15 protein-coding genes are annotated in these 14,045 nt (G+C 58.7%); 9 read left to right on the top strand and 6 right to left on the bottom strand.

The window, feature by feature from the left end:
• Positions 1-95: 95 nt before the first annotated feature.
• Entirely contained in the window at positions 96-449 is a 354-nt protein-coding gene (gene uraH / locus GVN17_RS24635) for a hydroxyisourate hydrolase (protein ID WP_166597886.1), read from the bottom strand.
• Positions 450-862: 413 nt separating this feature from the next.
• Here uraH and puuE point away from each other — a divergent pair, with 413 nt between their 5' ends.
• From puuE to GVN17_RS24670, 7 genes are all read left to right on the top strand, one after another.
• Positions 863-1,804: an allantoinase PuuE gene (gene puuE / locus GVN17_RS24640; RefSeq protein WP_166597887.1), complete on the top strand. Its 942-nt coding sequence runs from the start codon at positions 863-865 to the stop codon at positions 1,802-1,804.
• Entirely contained in the window at positions 1,801-2,316 is a 516-nt protein-coding gene (gene uraD, locus GVN17_RS24645; RefSeq protein ID WP_166597888.1) for a 2-oxo-4-hydroxy-4-carboxy-5-ureidoimidazoline decarboxylase, read from the top strand. The genes puuE and uraD overlap by 4 nt, the downstream gene beginning before the upstream one ends.
• 43 nt (positions 2,317-2,359) lie before the next feature.
• Entirely contained in the window at positions 2,360-3,355 is a 996-nt protein-coding gene (gene alc, locus GVN17_RS24650) for an allantoicase (RefSeq protein ID WP_166597889.1), read from the top strand.
• A gap of 171 nt (positions 3,356-3,526) precedes the next feature.
• Positions 3,527-4,027: an ureidoglycolate lyase gene (locus GVN17_RS24655; protein WP_166597890.1), complete on the top strand. Its 501-nt coding sequence runs from the start codon at positions 3,527-3,529 to the stop codon at positions 4,025-4,027.
• 50 nt (positions 4,028-4,077) lie between these two features.
• A complete protein-coding gene (locus GVN17_RS24660; RefSeq protein ID WP_166597891.1) occupies positions 4,078-5,391 on the top strand; it encodes a urate hydroxylase PuuD in 1,314 nt (437 codons plus the stop codon).
• A 219-nt stretch (positions 5,392-5,610) separates the two neighbouring features.
• Positions 5,611-6,966, top strand: coding sequence for a nucleobase:cation symporter-2 family protein (locus GVN17_RS24665; protein WP_166597892.1), 1,356 nt, complete (start codon positions 5,611-5,613; stop codon positions 6,964-6,966).
• A gap of 359 nt (positions 6,967-7,325) precedes the next feature.
• Positions 7,326-8,114, top strand: a complete 789-nt coding sequence (locus GVN17_RS24670) for an outer membrane protein OmpK (RefSeq protein WP_166597893.1) — start codon at positions 7,326-7,328, stop codon at positions 8,112-8,114.
• A gap of 45 nt (positions 8,115-8,159) precedes the next feature.
• Here the strand turns inward: GVN17_RS24670 and GVN17_RS24675 are convergent, their stop codons facing one another.
• From GVN17_RS24675 to GVN17_RS24685, 3 genes are all read right to left on the bottom strand, one after another.
• Positions 8,160-9,914 (bottom strand): RHS repeat-associated core domain-containing protein, encoded by a 1,755-nt coding sequence (locus GVN17_RS24675; RefSeq protein ID WP_166597894.1) that lies wholly within the window; start codon positions 9,912-9,914, stop codon positions 8,160-8,162.
• A 24-nt stretch (positions 9,915-9,938) separates the two neighbouring features.
• Positions 9,939-10,967 carry a hypothetical protein gene (locus GVN17_RS24680; protein WP_166597895.1) on the bottom strand — a complete coding sequence of 343 codons (1,029 nt, stop codon included), beginning with the start codon at positions 10,965-10,967 and terminating at the stop codon, positions 9,939-9,941.
• A 77-nt stretch (positions 10,968-11,044) separates the two neighbouring features.
• Complete coding sequence (locus tag GVN17_RS24685) at positions 11,045-11,326, bottom strand: hypothetical protein (protein ID WP_166597896.1); 282 nt, start codon at positions 11,324-11,326, stop codon at positions 11,045-11,047.
• 286 nt (positions 11,327-11,612) lie between these two features.
• On the opposite strand from GVN17_RS24685, the gene GVN17_RS24690 reads away from it, so the two are divergent.
• Positions 11,613-12,371: a hypothetical protein gene (locus GVN17_RS24690; RefSeq protein WP_166597897.1), complete on the top strand. Its 759-nt coding sequence runs from the start codon at positions 11,613-11,615 to the stop codon at positions 12,369-12,371.
• A 166-nt stretch (positions 12,372-12,537) separates the two neighbouring features.
• On the opposite strand, the gene GVN17_RS24695 is transcribed toward GVN17_RS24690, so the two are convergent.
• Positions 12,538-12,759 carry a hypothetical protein gene (locus GVN17_RS24695; RefSeq protein ID WP_166597898.1) on the bottom strand — a complete coding sequence of 74 codons (222 nt, stop codon included), beginning with the start codon at positions 12,757-12,759 and terminating at the stop codon, positions 12,538-12,540.
• Between the two features lie 212 nt (positions 12,760-12,971).
• Between GVN17_RS24695 and GVN17_RS24700 the strand changes: the two genes are divergently transcribed.
• Positions 12,972-13,580 carry a TetR/AcrR family transcriptional regulator gene (locus GVN17_RS24700; RefSeq protein ID WP_166597899.1) on the top strand — a complete coding sequence of 203 codons (609 nt, stop codon included), beginning with the start codon at positions 12,972-12,974 and terminating at the stop codon, positions 13,578-13,580.
• A 6-nt stretch (positions 13,581-13,586) separates the two neighbouring features.
• Here the strand turns inward: GVN17_RS24700 and GVN17_RS24705 are convergent, their stop codons facing one another.
• Positions 13,587-13,979, bottom strand: coding sequence for a response regulator (locus GVN17_RS24705; protein ID WP_371928616.1), 393 nt, complete (start codon positions 13,977-13,979; stop codon positions 13,587-13,589).
• Between the last annotated feature and the right edge of the window lie 66 nt (positions 13,980-14,045).

Raw genomic sequence — 14,045 nt, forward strand, 5'->3', positions numbered from 1 at the left:
ACATATTCATCGGGCGAAAAAAAGCCCGCAGTGTGGGGCGGGCAAGAGGTACAGGGGCAAAGCGATGTCACAGGTTGCTCGGTTACGCGTATCGCCTAGCTGCCGCGATAGGTGGAATAGCTGTACGGCGAAATCAGCAGCGGAACGTGGTAGTGATCCTGGCTGGCGTCGATGCCGAACCGCAGCACCACGACGTCGAGAAAGGCCTGATCACCGAGCTTCACGCCCTTGGTCCGGTAGTAATCGCCGGCGCTGAATTGCAGCTGGTAGACACCCGAACGGTAGTCCTCGCCCTGTAACAAGGGGGCGTCGCAGCGGCCGTCACTGTTGGTCACGGCTTCAGCAATCTTTTCCAACTGTTCGCCGTCGACCCGGTACAGGGCAATGCGGATGTTGCTGCCGGGGCAGCCGTGTGCGGCGTCCAGCACGTGTGTGGTCAGTCGTCCCATGGGGCGTCGTTGCCTCGCTTGGAAATTGAGTGGAATCGCACCGTTTCAGTGCCGCTTTGGAGAACGGAGCGCGGTTGAACAGCGCGAGCGATGACGAATTAAGACATTTTCGAAAGAAATTGTACACAATAAAAATCACTTTTTATGCGGCTCATTGCCAGACACGCCTGAAAGCCCTAAAACGCCCAATGGCTAGGCCCCTGTTGAAGTTTTTCGTCGGATTCTGACCACTCAGGCAAGTTTCTTGCAGCGTCATCTGTCATGAGAAAAGCGAAAAAACAGGCTTACAAATCACAAATAAACTTGTATACAATCGTCCAATCGCCGCGACGGTCGACGGATCATGATCACACCTCAGTGCAGATCGATCCCGCTCCACCGTCACAGACAACACGTAGATAAGGAAGATTGCAGTGAGCGCCGACTATCCACGCGACCTGATCGGTTACGGCCGTAACCCGCCCCATCCCCACTGGCCGGGCAATGCCCGTATCGCGTTGTCGTTCGTACTCAACTACGAAGAAGGCGGCGAGCGCAATATTCTGCACGGCGACAAGGAATCCGAGGCATTCCTGTCCGAGATGGTCGCCGCTCAGCCGCTGCAAGGCCAGCGCAATATGAGCATGGAGTCGCTGTACGAATACGGCAGCCGTGCCGGGGTGTGGCGCATCCTCAAGCTGTTCAAGCAATTCGACATTCCGCTGACCATCTTCGCCGTGGCCATGGCCGCCCAGCGCCACCCGGACGTGATCCGCGCGATGGTCGAGGCCGGTCACGAAATCTGCAGCCACGGCTATCGCTGGATCGACTATCAGAACATGGACGAGGCTCAGGAACGCGAGCACATGCTCGAAGCGATCCGCATCCTTACCGAACTCACTGGCGAACGCCCGCTGGGCTGGTATACCGGTCGTACTGGCCCGAACACCCGGCGTCTGGTGATGGAAGAAGGCGGCTTTCTCTACGACTGCGACACCTATGACGACGACCTGCCCTACTGGGAACCAAACAACAGCACCGGCAAGCCGCATCTGGTGATTCCGTACACCCTGGACACCAACGACATGCGCTTCACCCAAGTGCAGGGTTTCAACAAGGGCGACGACTTTTTCGACTACCTGAAAGACGCGTTCGACGTGCTCTACGCCGAAGGGGCCGATGCGCCGAAAATGCTTTCCATCGGCCTGCACTGCCGCCTGATCGGCCGCCCTGCCCGTCTGGCCTCGCTGCAACGTTTCCTCGAATACGTCAAAGGCCACGAACAGGTGTGGTTCGCCCGCCGCGTGGAAATCGCCCGCCACTGGCACGACGTTCATCCCTTCACAAGCAGCCCGTTGAAAGGAGCCGCCCAGTGAGCCGTTTCCAGACTCTGACGCCCTCTTCCCTGAGCCGCGAAGCCTTCGTCGAAGCCTTCGCCGACATTTACGAGCATTCGCCCTGGGTCGCTGAAAAAGCCTATGACCTTGGCGATTTGCAAAGCCTCGACGACATCGAGACCCTGCACGCCCGTATGAGCGACATCCTGTTGAGCGCCGACCACGCCACGCAACTGGCGCTGATCAACGCTCACCCGGACCTTGCCGGCAAAGCCGCCGTGCAAGGCCAATTGACCGAAGCCAGCACGAATGAACAGGCTGGCGCCGGTATCCACCAATGCACGGCTGAAGAGTTCGCTCGCTTCACCGAGCTGAACGACGCCTACAAAGCGACGTTCGCGTTCCCCTTCATCATGGCGGTGAAAGGCAGCAACCGGCATCAGATCCTCGCGGCCTTCGAGACGCGCATTCACAACCCGGCCCAAACCGAGTTCGCCTGCGCCCTGGCCGAGATCAACAAGATCGCGATGTTCCGCTTGCAGACGCTTTAACCCTGACCATCTCCACGCCCCTTATCAAAGGCAGACAAAAAGAATGAAAGCTTACGCCGTACCCTTCGAAAAATTCGTCAACCTGGCCGATGCCCGTCTGGGCACCAAAATCATTTCCGTGACCGACGACTGGTTCGCCGACGCCAACCGCCTGTTCCAGCCGACCCCTGCGGTGTGGAAGGAAGGCGTGTTCGACGACAACGGCAAGTGGATGGACGGCTGGGAATCGCGCCGTAAGCGTTTCGAAGGTTATGACAGCGCCGTGATCCGCCTGGGCGTGGCGGGTTCGATCAAGGGCGTGGACATCGACACCTCGTTCTTCACCGGCAACTACCCGCCATCGGCCTCGCTGGAAGCCTGCTTCCTGGCCTCGGGCGAGCCGGATGACAATACTGTGTGGACTGAAGTGCTGCCTGCTGTCGAACTGAAAGGCGACAGTCACCACTACCACGAAATCGGCGACACCCAGGCCTACAGCCACCTGCGTTTCAACATCTACCCGGACGGCGGCGTGGCGCGTCTGCGCGTGTACGGCGTGCCGCACCGCGACTGGTCGGCGGTGGGCGACAACGAGCAAGTGGACTTGGTCGCCGCGTTGAACGGTGGTCGCGCCCTGGCCTGTTCCGACGAACACTTCGGCCGCATGAGCAACATCCTCAACCCGGGCCGTGGCGTGAACATGGGCGACGGCTGGGAAACCGCACGTCGCCGCACGCCGGGCAACGACTGGGTCATCGTCGCGCTGGGCCATGCCGGTGAAGTCGAGCAGATCGTCGTCGACACCCTGCACTTCAAGGGCAACTACCCGGACAGCTGCTCGATCCAGGGCGCATTCGTCAAAGGCGGCACCGACAGCCAGATCGAAACCCAGAGCCTGTTCTGGCGCGAACTGCTGCCGAGCCAGAAACTGGAGATGCACGCTGAACACACCTTCGTCGAGCAGATCAAGGCGCTCGGCCCGATCACCCACATCCGCCTGAACGTGTTCCCGGATGGTGGCGTGAGCCGCTTGCGTGTGTTGGGTAAGGTGGCCAAATAACAGAGTGCCGTTCCCGCACTGATGCCGGAACGGACACCCCATGAATCTGTAGGAGTGAGCTTGCTCGCGATAGCGTCGGATCAGACAACACAGGCGTGACCGACATAACGCAATCGCGAGCAAGCTCACTCCTACAAATGACCCGTCAATCAAGAGAACAGAAGAACCCGCATGCGCACACTGATTATCGAGCCGTTGACCAAAGAAGCCTTCGCCCCTTTCGGTGATGTCATCGAAACCGATGGCAGCGATCATTTCATGATCAACAACGGCTCGACCATGCGCTTTCACAAGCTGGCGACCGTGGAAACGGCAACGCCGGAGGATCACGCGATCATCAGCATCTTCCGCGCCGAAGCGCTGGAGATGCCACTGACCGTGAGCATGCTGGAGCGGCATCCGCTGGGCAGTCAGGCGTTCATACCGCTGCTCGGCAACCCTTTTCTGGTCGTGGTCGCGCCACTTGGCGATGCACCTGAACCGGAGCTGACCCGCGCCTTCCTCACCAACGGCAGGCAGGGTGTCAATTACCATCGCGGCGTCTGGCACCACCCGGTGCTGACGATCGAAAAGCGGGATGACTTCCTGGTGGTTGATCGCAGTGGCAGTGGCAATAACTGCGATGAGCATTTCTTCGAAGAGAGTCAGATGATGATTCTCGATCCCCACTAATAAGAAGGGCCTAAGCGTCCGCCAGTGACGACAGGCAAACGGTAAAGACTGTGGCTGCACATCTGATGGAATGGCTGAATCTGGGCGTGCGCTGGATTCACATGATCGTCGGGATCGCCTGGATTGGCGCATCCTTTTACTTCGTCTGGCTGGAGAACAACCTCAACCGTGCCAACCCGCGCGACGGGCTGTCCGGTGACCTGTGGGCGATCCACGGCGGCGGGATCTACCACCTGGAAAAATACAAGCTGGCCCCACCGACCATGCCGGACAACCTGCACTGGTTCAAATGGGAAGCCTATTGGACTTGGATGTCGGGCATCGTGCTGTTGTGCATTGTGTTCTATTCCAACCCCACCCTTTACCTGCTGGCCCCCGGCAGCACCTTGAGCGGCGGCGAAGGCATCGCCATCGGCGTCGGCGCACTGATCGCCAGTTGGTTCATTTATGACCTGCTCTGCGACTCCCCGCTCGGCAAACGCCCTGGCCTGTTGGGGCTGGTGCTGTTCGTGCTGGTCATCGGCGCCTGCTATGGCTTCAGCCAAGTGTTCAGCGGTCGCGGGGCGTACCTGCACACCGGCGCAATCATTGGCACCATCATGGTCGGTAACGTGTTCCGCATCATCATGCCCGCCCAGCGCGCACTGGTGGCGGCCATCGCCGAGAACCGCACTCCGGACCCGACCCTGCCCGCCAAAGGCCTGCTGCGTTCGCGTCACAACAACTACTTCACCCTGCCCGTGCTGTTCATCATGATCAGCAACCACTTCCCGAGCACCTACGGCAGTCAGTACAACTGGCTGATCCTGGCGGCCATCGCGGTATGTGCGGTACTGGTGCGTCACTACTTCAACACCCGTCACGACAGCCACAAATTTGCATGGGCCTTGCCGGTCGGCGCACTGGGCATGATCTGCCTGGCGTACGTTACGGGGCCTGCGCAGATGCAACGCGGTCCGGACGTCGCGGCGAACATCCAGTACCAGCCGCTGCCCGGTACGGCAATTGGCGGACACCGTGCCGACGAGCCGAAACCTGAGGTCGCGCCCACTCCAGCCCCTGCTGCGCCTGCCGCTCCCGCTCAAGCGAGCAATGCTGGTGACGTGGATTTCGACAAGGTGCACAGCGTGATTCAAGAACGCTGCGCGGTCTGCCATTCGGCCAAACCGACCAGCCCGCTGTTCAGCAGTGCGCCGGCCGGGATCATGTTCGACACCCCGCAACAGATCCAGCAACTCGCCCCGCGCATCCAGGCCCAGGCCGTGACCGCGCAAATCATGCCACTGGGCAACATCACCCAGATGACACAGCAGGAGCGTGACTTGCTGGGGCAGTGGATTGACAAGGGGGCGCAGACGAATTGATGTATGGGGGCGTCGCTTGATGCCCCGGATCTGCCTGATGTCGCCGATCCCTGTAGGAGTGCGCTTGCTCGCGATCGCGGTCTGACAGTTTCATCATTGTCGACTGACTCACCGCCATCGCGAGCAAGCTCACTCCTACAGGGGCGTGTTTGCCGAAGTCGAGGTTCCACCGCCCAGCCGCAACGGGCGTACTCAAAAATAAGAACAATGAGGTGTTGCATGTCCGAGTCAACTCACGCGCGCATCCCTGCTGCGCCACCACGACAGCCCCTGCCACTGATGCAACTGATTCTGGTCGGCCTGCAACACGTCCTGTTGATGTACGGAGGTGCCGTCGCGGTGCCGCTGATCATCGGCCAGGCCGCTGGCCTTTCCCGTGAAGAAATCGCCTTTTTGATCAACGCCGACCTGCTGGTCGCCGGTATCGCGACGGTCGTGCAGTCGTTCGGCATCGGTCCTTTGGGCATTCGCATGCCGATTATGATGGGCGCCAGCTTCGCGGCGGTCGGCAGCATGGTCGCGATGGCAGGCATGCCGGGCGTGGGCTTGCCGGGGATTTTCGGGGCGACCATCGCTGCCGGTTTCTTCGGCATGCTGATCGCGCCGTTCATGTCGAAAATCGTGCGCTTCTTTCCGCCTTTGGTCACGGGCACGGTGATCACCTCCATCGGCCTGTCGTTGTTCCCCGTCGCCGTGAATTGGGCGGGCGGCGGCAGCAAAGCCGTGAGTTTCGGTGATCCGCTTTACCTGGGCGTCGCGGCGCTGGTGCTGCTGACGATCCTGCTGATCAACCGCTTCATGCGCGGCTTCTGGGTCAACATTTCGGTGCTGATCGGCATGGGCCTGGGCTACATCCTTTCAGGCTGCATCGGCATGGTGGATTTGAGCGGTCTGGCCCAGGCGGACTGGGTGAAAGTGGTCACGCCGATGCACTTCGGCATGCCGACCTTCAGCCTCGCGCCGATTCTCTCGATGTGTCTCGTGGTGGTGATCATCTTCGTCGAGTCCACCGGGATGTTCTTGGCGCTGGGCAAGATCACCGACCGCGAAGTCACGCCGGGCATGCTGCGTCGCGGTTTGCTGTGCGACGCGGCCGCGTCCTTTCTCGCCGGTTTCCTCAACACCTTCACCCACTCCTCGTTCGCGCAGAACATCGGCCTGGTGCAGATGACCGGCGTGCGTTGCCGTTCGGTGACCATGGTCGCGGGCGGCTTTCTGGTGTTGCTGAGCCTTCTGCCGAAAGCGGCCTATCTGGTGGCCTCGATTCCGCCAGCGGTGCTGGGCGGCGCGGCGATTGCCATGTTCGGGATGGTTGCGGCGACCGGCATCAAGATCCTTCAGGAGGCCGACATCTCGGATCGTCGCAATCAACTGCTGGTGGCGGTGAGCATCGGCATGGGCCTGATCCCGGTCGTCCGGCCGGAGTTCTTCAGCCAGTTGCCGCACTGGATGGGGCCCATCACCCACAGCGGCATTGCCATGGCGACCTTGAGCGCCGTGCTGCTGAACCTGCTGTTCAACGTGCTCGGCGGTGCCGAGCGTGCCGCGATGGCCGGGCCGCTGCACTCGCACTAATCGTGGGTGCCCTGTTTTAGACGCACCGCTCTTTTGCAGCGCACTTGAGCGATGCGGCGCGAGTCAGTATCCTCCGCCGCCGCTCGACCGCGCCTCGAAAAACAGGGCTTGACCACCCGCACACAATAATCTGACCGAACGGCCAAGTTGCCGTCCAGCCGCGCCTCGCTCGAAAAATCATGGAATCGACTGTTTTCAATAACAGCCGACGAGGCTTTTTTGTCTTTTTTCAGAGGGTTGGCGTAGAGATTGCTATCTGTAAAAAGTTGATCAGTTGGACAACTAAAGCAGCAAAGAAAGGCGCCAAGACAGAGCGCCAACTCATCGCAACACCGACTTTGAACCCAAGGGAGTACCGCATGAACCGTTCGCTTTCCAGCCTGTTGGCCGCCAGTAGCCTGCTGGCCGCCACCCCCGCGATGTCTGGCGATTTGTTGCAATGGCAGAGCAACAGCCTGACGTATCTGTACGGCCAGAATTTCGAGGTCAACCCGGATACCCAGCAGACCTTTACTTTCGAACACGCAGACGGCTGGAAATACGGCGACAACTTCCTGTTCGTCGACAACATCTTCTACAACGGCAAGAAAGATCCGGGCGTGGGCAATAACACGCTATACGGCGAGTTCTCCCCTCGCCTGTCGCTGGGCAAGATATTCGACCAGAAATTCGAGCTCGGCCCGATCAAGGACGTGCTGTTGGCAGGTACTTACGAGTTTGGTGAAGGCGACGTCGAGTCGTACCTGATCGGCCCCGGCTTCGACCTGAACATCCCCGGTTTCGACTACTTCCAACTCAACTTCTACAAGCGCTACAACGATGGCCACCGTGCGGGTTATGGCGCCTGGCAGATCACCCCGGTCTGGTCGTACACCATTCCCGTGGGCAAGTCGGACATTTTGATCGACGGTTTCATGGACTGGGTCGTGGACAACAAACAGTCCAATACCAAAGGCGACTACCACTCTAACCTGCACTTCAACCCGCAGATCAAATATGACTTGGGCAAGGCGATGAATTTGCCGGAGCGGCAGTTGTACGTGGGGATCGAGTATGACTACTGGACCAACAAATACGGGATCAATGACACCCGGTATTTTGATACGGATCAGAACACGGCGAGTTTGTTGGTGAAGGTGTTTTTTTAAAGCGTCACTGGGCGTGCGAGTGATTGACTCGCACCCCTTCAAGGATTATCGCAACGAGCCGTTGCTGCGTTCAGCCAGTAATCGCCTTCCTCGGGCGTGGTAAAAATCATATGCCGCTTCGGTAACGCTGTCGGCGTTCCGAGAGGCCATTACAGATGCAATATGAGGAGATTGATTGAAATCATGAATGATCGCCGGCAAGTCATGTTGCCGTCCAACATTATGATGCAGCGCTTGCACCTGATCAGTAAAAAATGCCACTGGGGATAACGTTCTCTCAAGGTAGGTTGATGTCAATTGCCCATTCACCACAGCGCTCGAAATCTCACCTGTATCTGGCCTGCTTCCGATTGAAGGCAAATATATCGCAAATTGATCATTCAAATAAAAGCTATCCACCGTCCTTGATCCCTCATGATTGTGTAAACCACTGACCTTCCCCAGATGCGACATTTCGTGAGCTATTGTTTTCTGAAGTTCAGAGTTCCGTAACTTATCCACATTCAGAAAAACCCGTCCGTGTGGGTCATTTCGCACCACACTGGCTGTTTCCTCGGACTCTTTGGGTTCTATCCCTACGAATTTATCGTACCCCTCAAGACTGCGATAATCAGAGACCAACGCCTGCGTTCGCTGCCAATCACGCAAGACGTATGGCATCGCTTCGTTGTGATAATAACCAAAATATTTCATGCTAACGGAAGACCTGTCCCAGTTCGAATCTTGAGCAGCAGCAATGGCACCCTTCAAAACTTGATCAACGCCCGCTAATGCGAGCCTGACCGCTTGCGCCCCAGAAGCATCAATGGTTTGTAGCTCACCCAGGCCTCTCCAAATAATGCGGTCCCCTCCCCTCTCCAACATATTTTCAACTCGATCATTGAGCCCTTCATAAACTGCACCGTTTACTTCGAGATTTCTTACCGGTGAATTACCAACAAACCCATACCGATTCACTCCCTGCACATCCCCCGCCGGGTCCGGACTAACCCACCGCTGCAACCACGGCGCGTAATACCTGAACCCGTAGTAATAAAGCCCCGTCGCATCACACTCTTTGCCGGAATACCGCACGGTCTTGTATTTGGCCTCAACCGCACTTCGCCCCGCCCACCATGCCGTGCCGCCAAACGGGTAATAACCTTCGTGGCTAATCAACTTCGCGTCTTGATAAAGTTCGAGGGTGCTGGAGCCCAGGTGATCACTGAGGCTATAGCGCAACTGATCATTCTCGATGCCGTCGGGTTTGCCGGACTCCCAATGCAATAGCCTCACGCTGCTACGCCCCGCCTCGACCGTGAGCACATGCTGCACTTCGCCGGTTGCCTCGTTGCGATGTATTTCCAGCCCCGGCAGGTAACGCACTTCAGCCGTCAGCGTGTGACTGCGCGCCTGACTTACCCGCACCTTTCGGACCCGCTGACCACCACCGTCGTAGCGATAAAGCTCGCTGTCATCAGGTCCATCGTCGCGCTTCACCAAAGTCGCTTGGCTCAACTGATTGCGCGCATCCCACGTCATTGCCTGACCCGGTTGTAGCTCTTTGAGGTTGCCATTGCCATCGAAAGCTTCGGCGATCTGTCCCTCATCAGGCAGCCTCCCGTCAGCCCGCTGTGGCAGGCTGCGGTTGCTCGTCGACGACACCGCCATACGCCAGGTTTCACCGCCCGAATGGTGCCGAGCCACCAGGTTGCCACCTGCGTCGTATTCAAAGCGCTGGGTGTAATGGATGAGGTTGCCGGGATCGAGCGGCAGGGGTTGAAGGTCGGGCAGTCCGGGCAGATGGGAAACCGGCGCCACTTCCCGCCCAGTGGCTTCGATCAGTTAGTAAAGGCTGTCGTAGGCGTAACGGTTGACCGGATCAACGCGCTGGTTTCTGAAAAACGAGACCGGCTGCGCAGCATCCTCGACGCTCACGACATTCCCAACGGGGTCGTAGCCGTAATTCAGATCCTGTAGCACCTGTCCCTCGCCAGTGAGTGCCAACAGCCGGGTCAGCCGCCCATCTGCCGCATCGTACGTCGCAGTGCTGACGACACCATTGCCTGCGGTCTCCCGTTCGGCGGCGCCCATTGCGTCGTAGTGAATATCGCTCACTAAAACGTGCACCTTATCGCTGCCCGATGATTGAAGACCGGTGCTCTGGAGTTCTCCTGAGCAGGCGTACGTCAGAAACCGGCAATTGCCTCGGGCATCGGTCTGCACAATGACATCCCCGTCAGCACCGACAGCGCGCGTCGAGATAAAGCGCTCCGCTTCAAGCAACAGGTCACGTTGCGAAGGCTCTTGCGGCCAGTCAACGCGCTCTGTTGGTGCGAGAAATCGCCGTTCTTGATGCAACAAGGCCCCCGTCAGGCCGTACGCCGAACACCACACAGACCCCGCTGAATCGTCACGTCGCAGCAACGTGCCGCACTGGTTGTGCGCCAACCATTGCGCGCTGGCGTCGGCATAGATGAACCGGTCAGAAACCCGAGCGAGTTCTCCATCGAGCGTTTCGGCAATCGCCACAGGCCGCATCAGCCCGTCGTATTCAACCACCGACGGCGCGCCACGGCTGTCGCGGTTTTCCAGGGGCTGCCCCGCTTCGCCGAACAACGTCAGGCGCCATCCCGCATCGACGTTATCGGTCAACAGCGGCTGGTCAGAGAGGCTGTAAACAGTGGAAGTCGAGGGTCGATCAAGGCGGGGGTCGGTGGTCGCCAAGAGTCGCCCTGACACGTCGAACGCTTGGCGGGTCATCCGGAGTTCGGGACGATCTTGCACATCGGCACGGTAGAAACCGACTTGACGCACGGGCAAGCCGCGCGAGTCAACCACGCTGAGACTGGGAGTATGGGAGCAGAGATTCATGTGCCGACGTCCGTGTCCAAGCCTTGATCAAAGGCTAGACGCAAACGCGACAACACAGGATCGCAGGTGACGTATGGTCAGGCTGTGTGGCGTTGAACCAGTCGGGCGCTGGCCACCGGGATGCCCACACCGACGATCATCAGACTCCACAGCAGGTATTCAAGGCCAAACACCAGGAACGCGCCGCCGACCATGATCGTTGCCAGACTCGGGATGCCCAGCGCACAGATCAACAGGGCATGGGCCCCCAGTTTTTGTTTGAAGGGTATTCGGGCGTTGAACACGCAGACCAGCCACAAATAGAGCCAAGCCACGATCGTCAATAAATAAAGCGCCAGGTGTAACAAGTCGCCGGACATGCCATATCCATGCATGGGTCAATCTCCCTCTTCCAGATCATCGATGTATTCACGGCTGTTCGATCCATCGAGTCGCCGACAGCAAGTTTACACCGGCGCAGCACACCGGATGCGCCCTCTGTCCGGAACTGAATCCCAAGTCAATGGCGGCCTGCACGCTTTCATGACGTTTTCATCTTTGTTCGACCTATTTTTAACACCGGCCTCGGGATCATGAGCCACCGTCAGCCAATGGCTGAGGTGCCCTATTTCGAACAATGCTGTCCGACCTTCTCGGGTATGAACGATGAATAAACTTCCGCAGATCACGCTTGCGTTCTGGATCATGAAAATCTGTGCCACGACGCTGGGGGAAACCGCAGGCGACCTGTTGTCGATGACGCTGGACGTGGGCTATTTGGTGAGTTCGCTGATTCTGATCAGCGTGTTCGTGGTCACGCTGCTGACACAGCTGGCGTCCAAGCGATACAACCCGGCGTTGTACTGGTTGGTGATCCTGTCCACCAGCACGGCAGGCACCACGATGTCGGATTTCATGGACCGCACGCTGGGGCTGGGTTACGCGGCGGGGTCTGCGATTCTGGTGGCGATTCTGCTGGCGATTTTTTCAGTCTGGTACCTGAGCGAGAAGTCGCTGTCGGTCACCCGCGTGACCACGCTCAAGGCCGAGTTGTTCTATTGGTTCGCGATCCTGTTTTCCAACACCCTCGGCACCGCATTGGGGGATTTCCTGGCGGACGATTCGGGGTTGGGTTTCATGGGCGGCGCGCTGCTGATCGGCTCGGCCATTGCGCTGGTCGCCCTGCTGCACTACACCACGCGGCTGTCGTCGGTGGCCCTGTTCTGGATCGCCTTCGTCCTCACCCGGCCGTTTGGCGCGACCTTGGGCGACGTGCTGACCAAGCCTTACGACAAAGGCGGTCTGGACTTCGGCACCGTGGGATCATCGCTGGTGTTGCTGACCATTCTGGTGGTATTGGTGGGCCTGGCAACGTTCTACAACCGCAGACCAGAAAAGGCCTACGGTCAGATCGCAGACAACTGACAGCACAGACATTCACAGCAATCCAACCTGTAGGAGCGAATTCATCCGCGAAAAGCCGGTACAGGCAACACACCTCCGTCGCCGGAAGATCCTTCGCGAATGAATTCGCTCCCACAGGGGAATCAGCGCACGGCGTTCCGGCAGCAGCAATCCCCGGATCGGCGCATCAATGCGACTCCCACGGCAAGGGCTTTCCCGCCCGGACCTTGGCATTGAGCGCACGCAGCAGATCCAGAGGATCACGGTCTTTCATCGCATGACTCTGCTCGTCGACCCAGGTCATGACCTGCTGCCGGTCGAGGGTCGGTCGGCGATGCAGGATTTCCACCAATTGCCGCTCACAATGTTGGGCATAGGCGACCACGCTGGAAAACAAAGGGCTGTTCATAAGCCGACACCTCGTCACCGAATACCCGTTCAGGCCCCGTAAAGGCGCCCCCTTTTTCCACTCCCGTCTCCACCCGCACACAATACCACCGGCACTCCCCGGTGCCACAGGGGACAAACAGTGAGGATTCAGGGATTTGCAGCAATCTTGAGCCTGTCGCGAAGCCGGTGCTAACATTCGCCACCGCCGAGCAGGCAAGGACATTCCGCTTTATGAGCAGCATCCGCGAGCGCAACAAAGAACTGATCCTGCGCGCAGCCAGTGAAGAATTCGCCGACAAAGGGTTCGCCGCCAGCAAGACCAGCGACATCGCCGCCAAGGCCGGTGTGCCCAAGCCCAACGTTTATTACTACTTCAAATCCAAGGACAACCTCTACCGCGAGGTGCTCGAAAGCATCATCGAACCGATCATGCAGGCGTCGACGCCCTTCAATCGCGAAGGCATTCCGTCCGAAGTCTTGAGCGGCTACATCCGCTCCAAAATCCGCATCTCGCGGGACCTGCCCTTCGCTTCCAAGGTGTTTGCCAGCGAAATCATGCACGGCGCGCCGCATCTGACGCCCGAGCAGGTCGAACAGCTCAACGGTCAGGCACGGCATAACATCGAGTGTATTCAGGGCTGGATCGACGACGGGCTGATTGCGCCCGTTGATCCTCATCATCTGATGTTCAGCATCTGGGCCGCGACCCAGACCTACGCGGATTTCGACTGGCAGATTTCCACGGTCACCGGGAAGAGCAAACTGGACGACGCCGATTACGAGGCCGCCGCCCAGACCATCATCCGTCTGGTGCTAAAAGGGTGTGAACCGGACCGCTAGCCCGCGTCACGCCGGGTTTCGGGTCTGCAACGCCTTGTCGACACCGTCGAGCAACTGACCGAAACTCCACGGTTTTCGGATGAACGTCACCGCATGCTGTACCCCGGAGCTTTCCGGCGTTTCATGGCCGGACATGATCAGGATCGGAATCTCGGGCCATTTATTGCCGGACAGGTTGGCGAGATCGGCGCCGTTCAACGTGCCGGGCATAAGAATATCTGTCAGCAACAATGACACCCTGCCTGCGTGGTCATCCAGAAACTTCGCGGCGTCATCGGCGTTTTCCAGCGCATGGGTCGTAAACCCCTCATCGCCCAGAATCTCGCACACGAAATCACGAATGATGGACTCATCCTCAACCACCAGGATCAGTCCTTTTTGTTGCACGTTTGCTGCCATTTGCGCTGCATCCACCATAATTTTTCCCATTGCCTGCCCGGCCGGCCCTGTCCTGGACTCGGGTGT

The sequence above is a fragment of the Pseudomonas sp. SLFW genome, assembly GCF_009905615.1.
In the GTDB taxonomy this organism is placed as follows: domain Bacteria; phylum Pseudomonadota; class Gammaproteobacteria; order Pseudomonadales; family Pseudomonadaceae; genus Aquipseudomonas; species Aquipseudomonas bambusae.

Excerpts from the sequence above, each read along its gene's own strand:
- uraH (WP_166597886.1), bottom strand. The coding sequence starts at position 449 with ATGGGACGACTGACCACACACGTGCTGGACGCCGCACACGGCTGCCCC.
- alc (WP_166597889.1), top strand. The coding sequence starts at position 2,360 with ATGAAAGCTTACGCCGTACCCTTCGAAAAATTCGTCAACCTGGCCGAT.
- GVN17_RS24655 (WP_166597890.1), top strand. The coding sequence starts at position 3,527 with ATGCGCACACTGATTATCGAGCCGTTGACCAAAGAAGCCTTCGCCCCT.
- GVN17_RS24665 (WP_166597892.1), top strand. The coding sequence starts at position 5,611 with ATGTCCGAGTCAACTCACGCGCGCATCCCTGCTGCGCCACCACGACAG.
- GVN17_RS24670 (WP_166597893.1), top strand. The coding sequence starts at position 7,326 with ATGAACCGTTCGCTTTCCAGCCTGTTGGCCGCCAGTAGCCTGCTGGCC.
- GVN17_RS24680 (WP_166597895.1), bottom strand. The coding sequence starts at position 10,967 with ATGAATCTCTGCTCCCATACTCCCAGTCTCAGCGTGGTTGACTCGCGC.
- GVN17_RS24685 (WP_166597896.1), bottom strand. The coding sequence starts at position 11,326 with ATGTCCGGCGACTTGTTACACCTGGCGCTTTATTTATTGACGATCGTG.
- GVN17_RS24690 (WP_166597897.1), top strand. The coding sequence starts at position 11,613 with ATGAATAAACTTCCGCAGATCACGCTTGCGTTCTGGATCATGAAAATC.
- GVN17_RS24695 (WP_166597898.1), bottom strand. The coding sequence starts at position 12,759 with ATGAACAGCCCTTTGTTTTCCAGCGTGGTCGCCTATGCCCAACATTGT.
- GVN17_RS24700 (WP_166597899.1), top strand. The coding sequence starts at position 12,972 with ATGAGCAGCATCCGCGAGCGCAACAAAGAACTGATCCTGCGCGCAGCC.
- GVN17_RS24705 (WP_371928616.1), bottom strand. The coding sequence starts at position 13,979 with ATGGCAGCAAACGTGCAACAAAAAGGACTGATCCTGGTGGTTGAGGAT.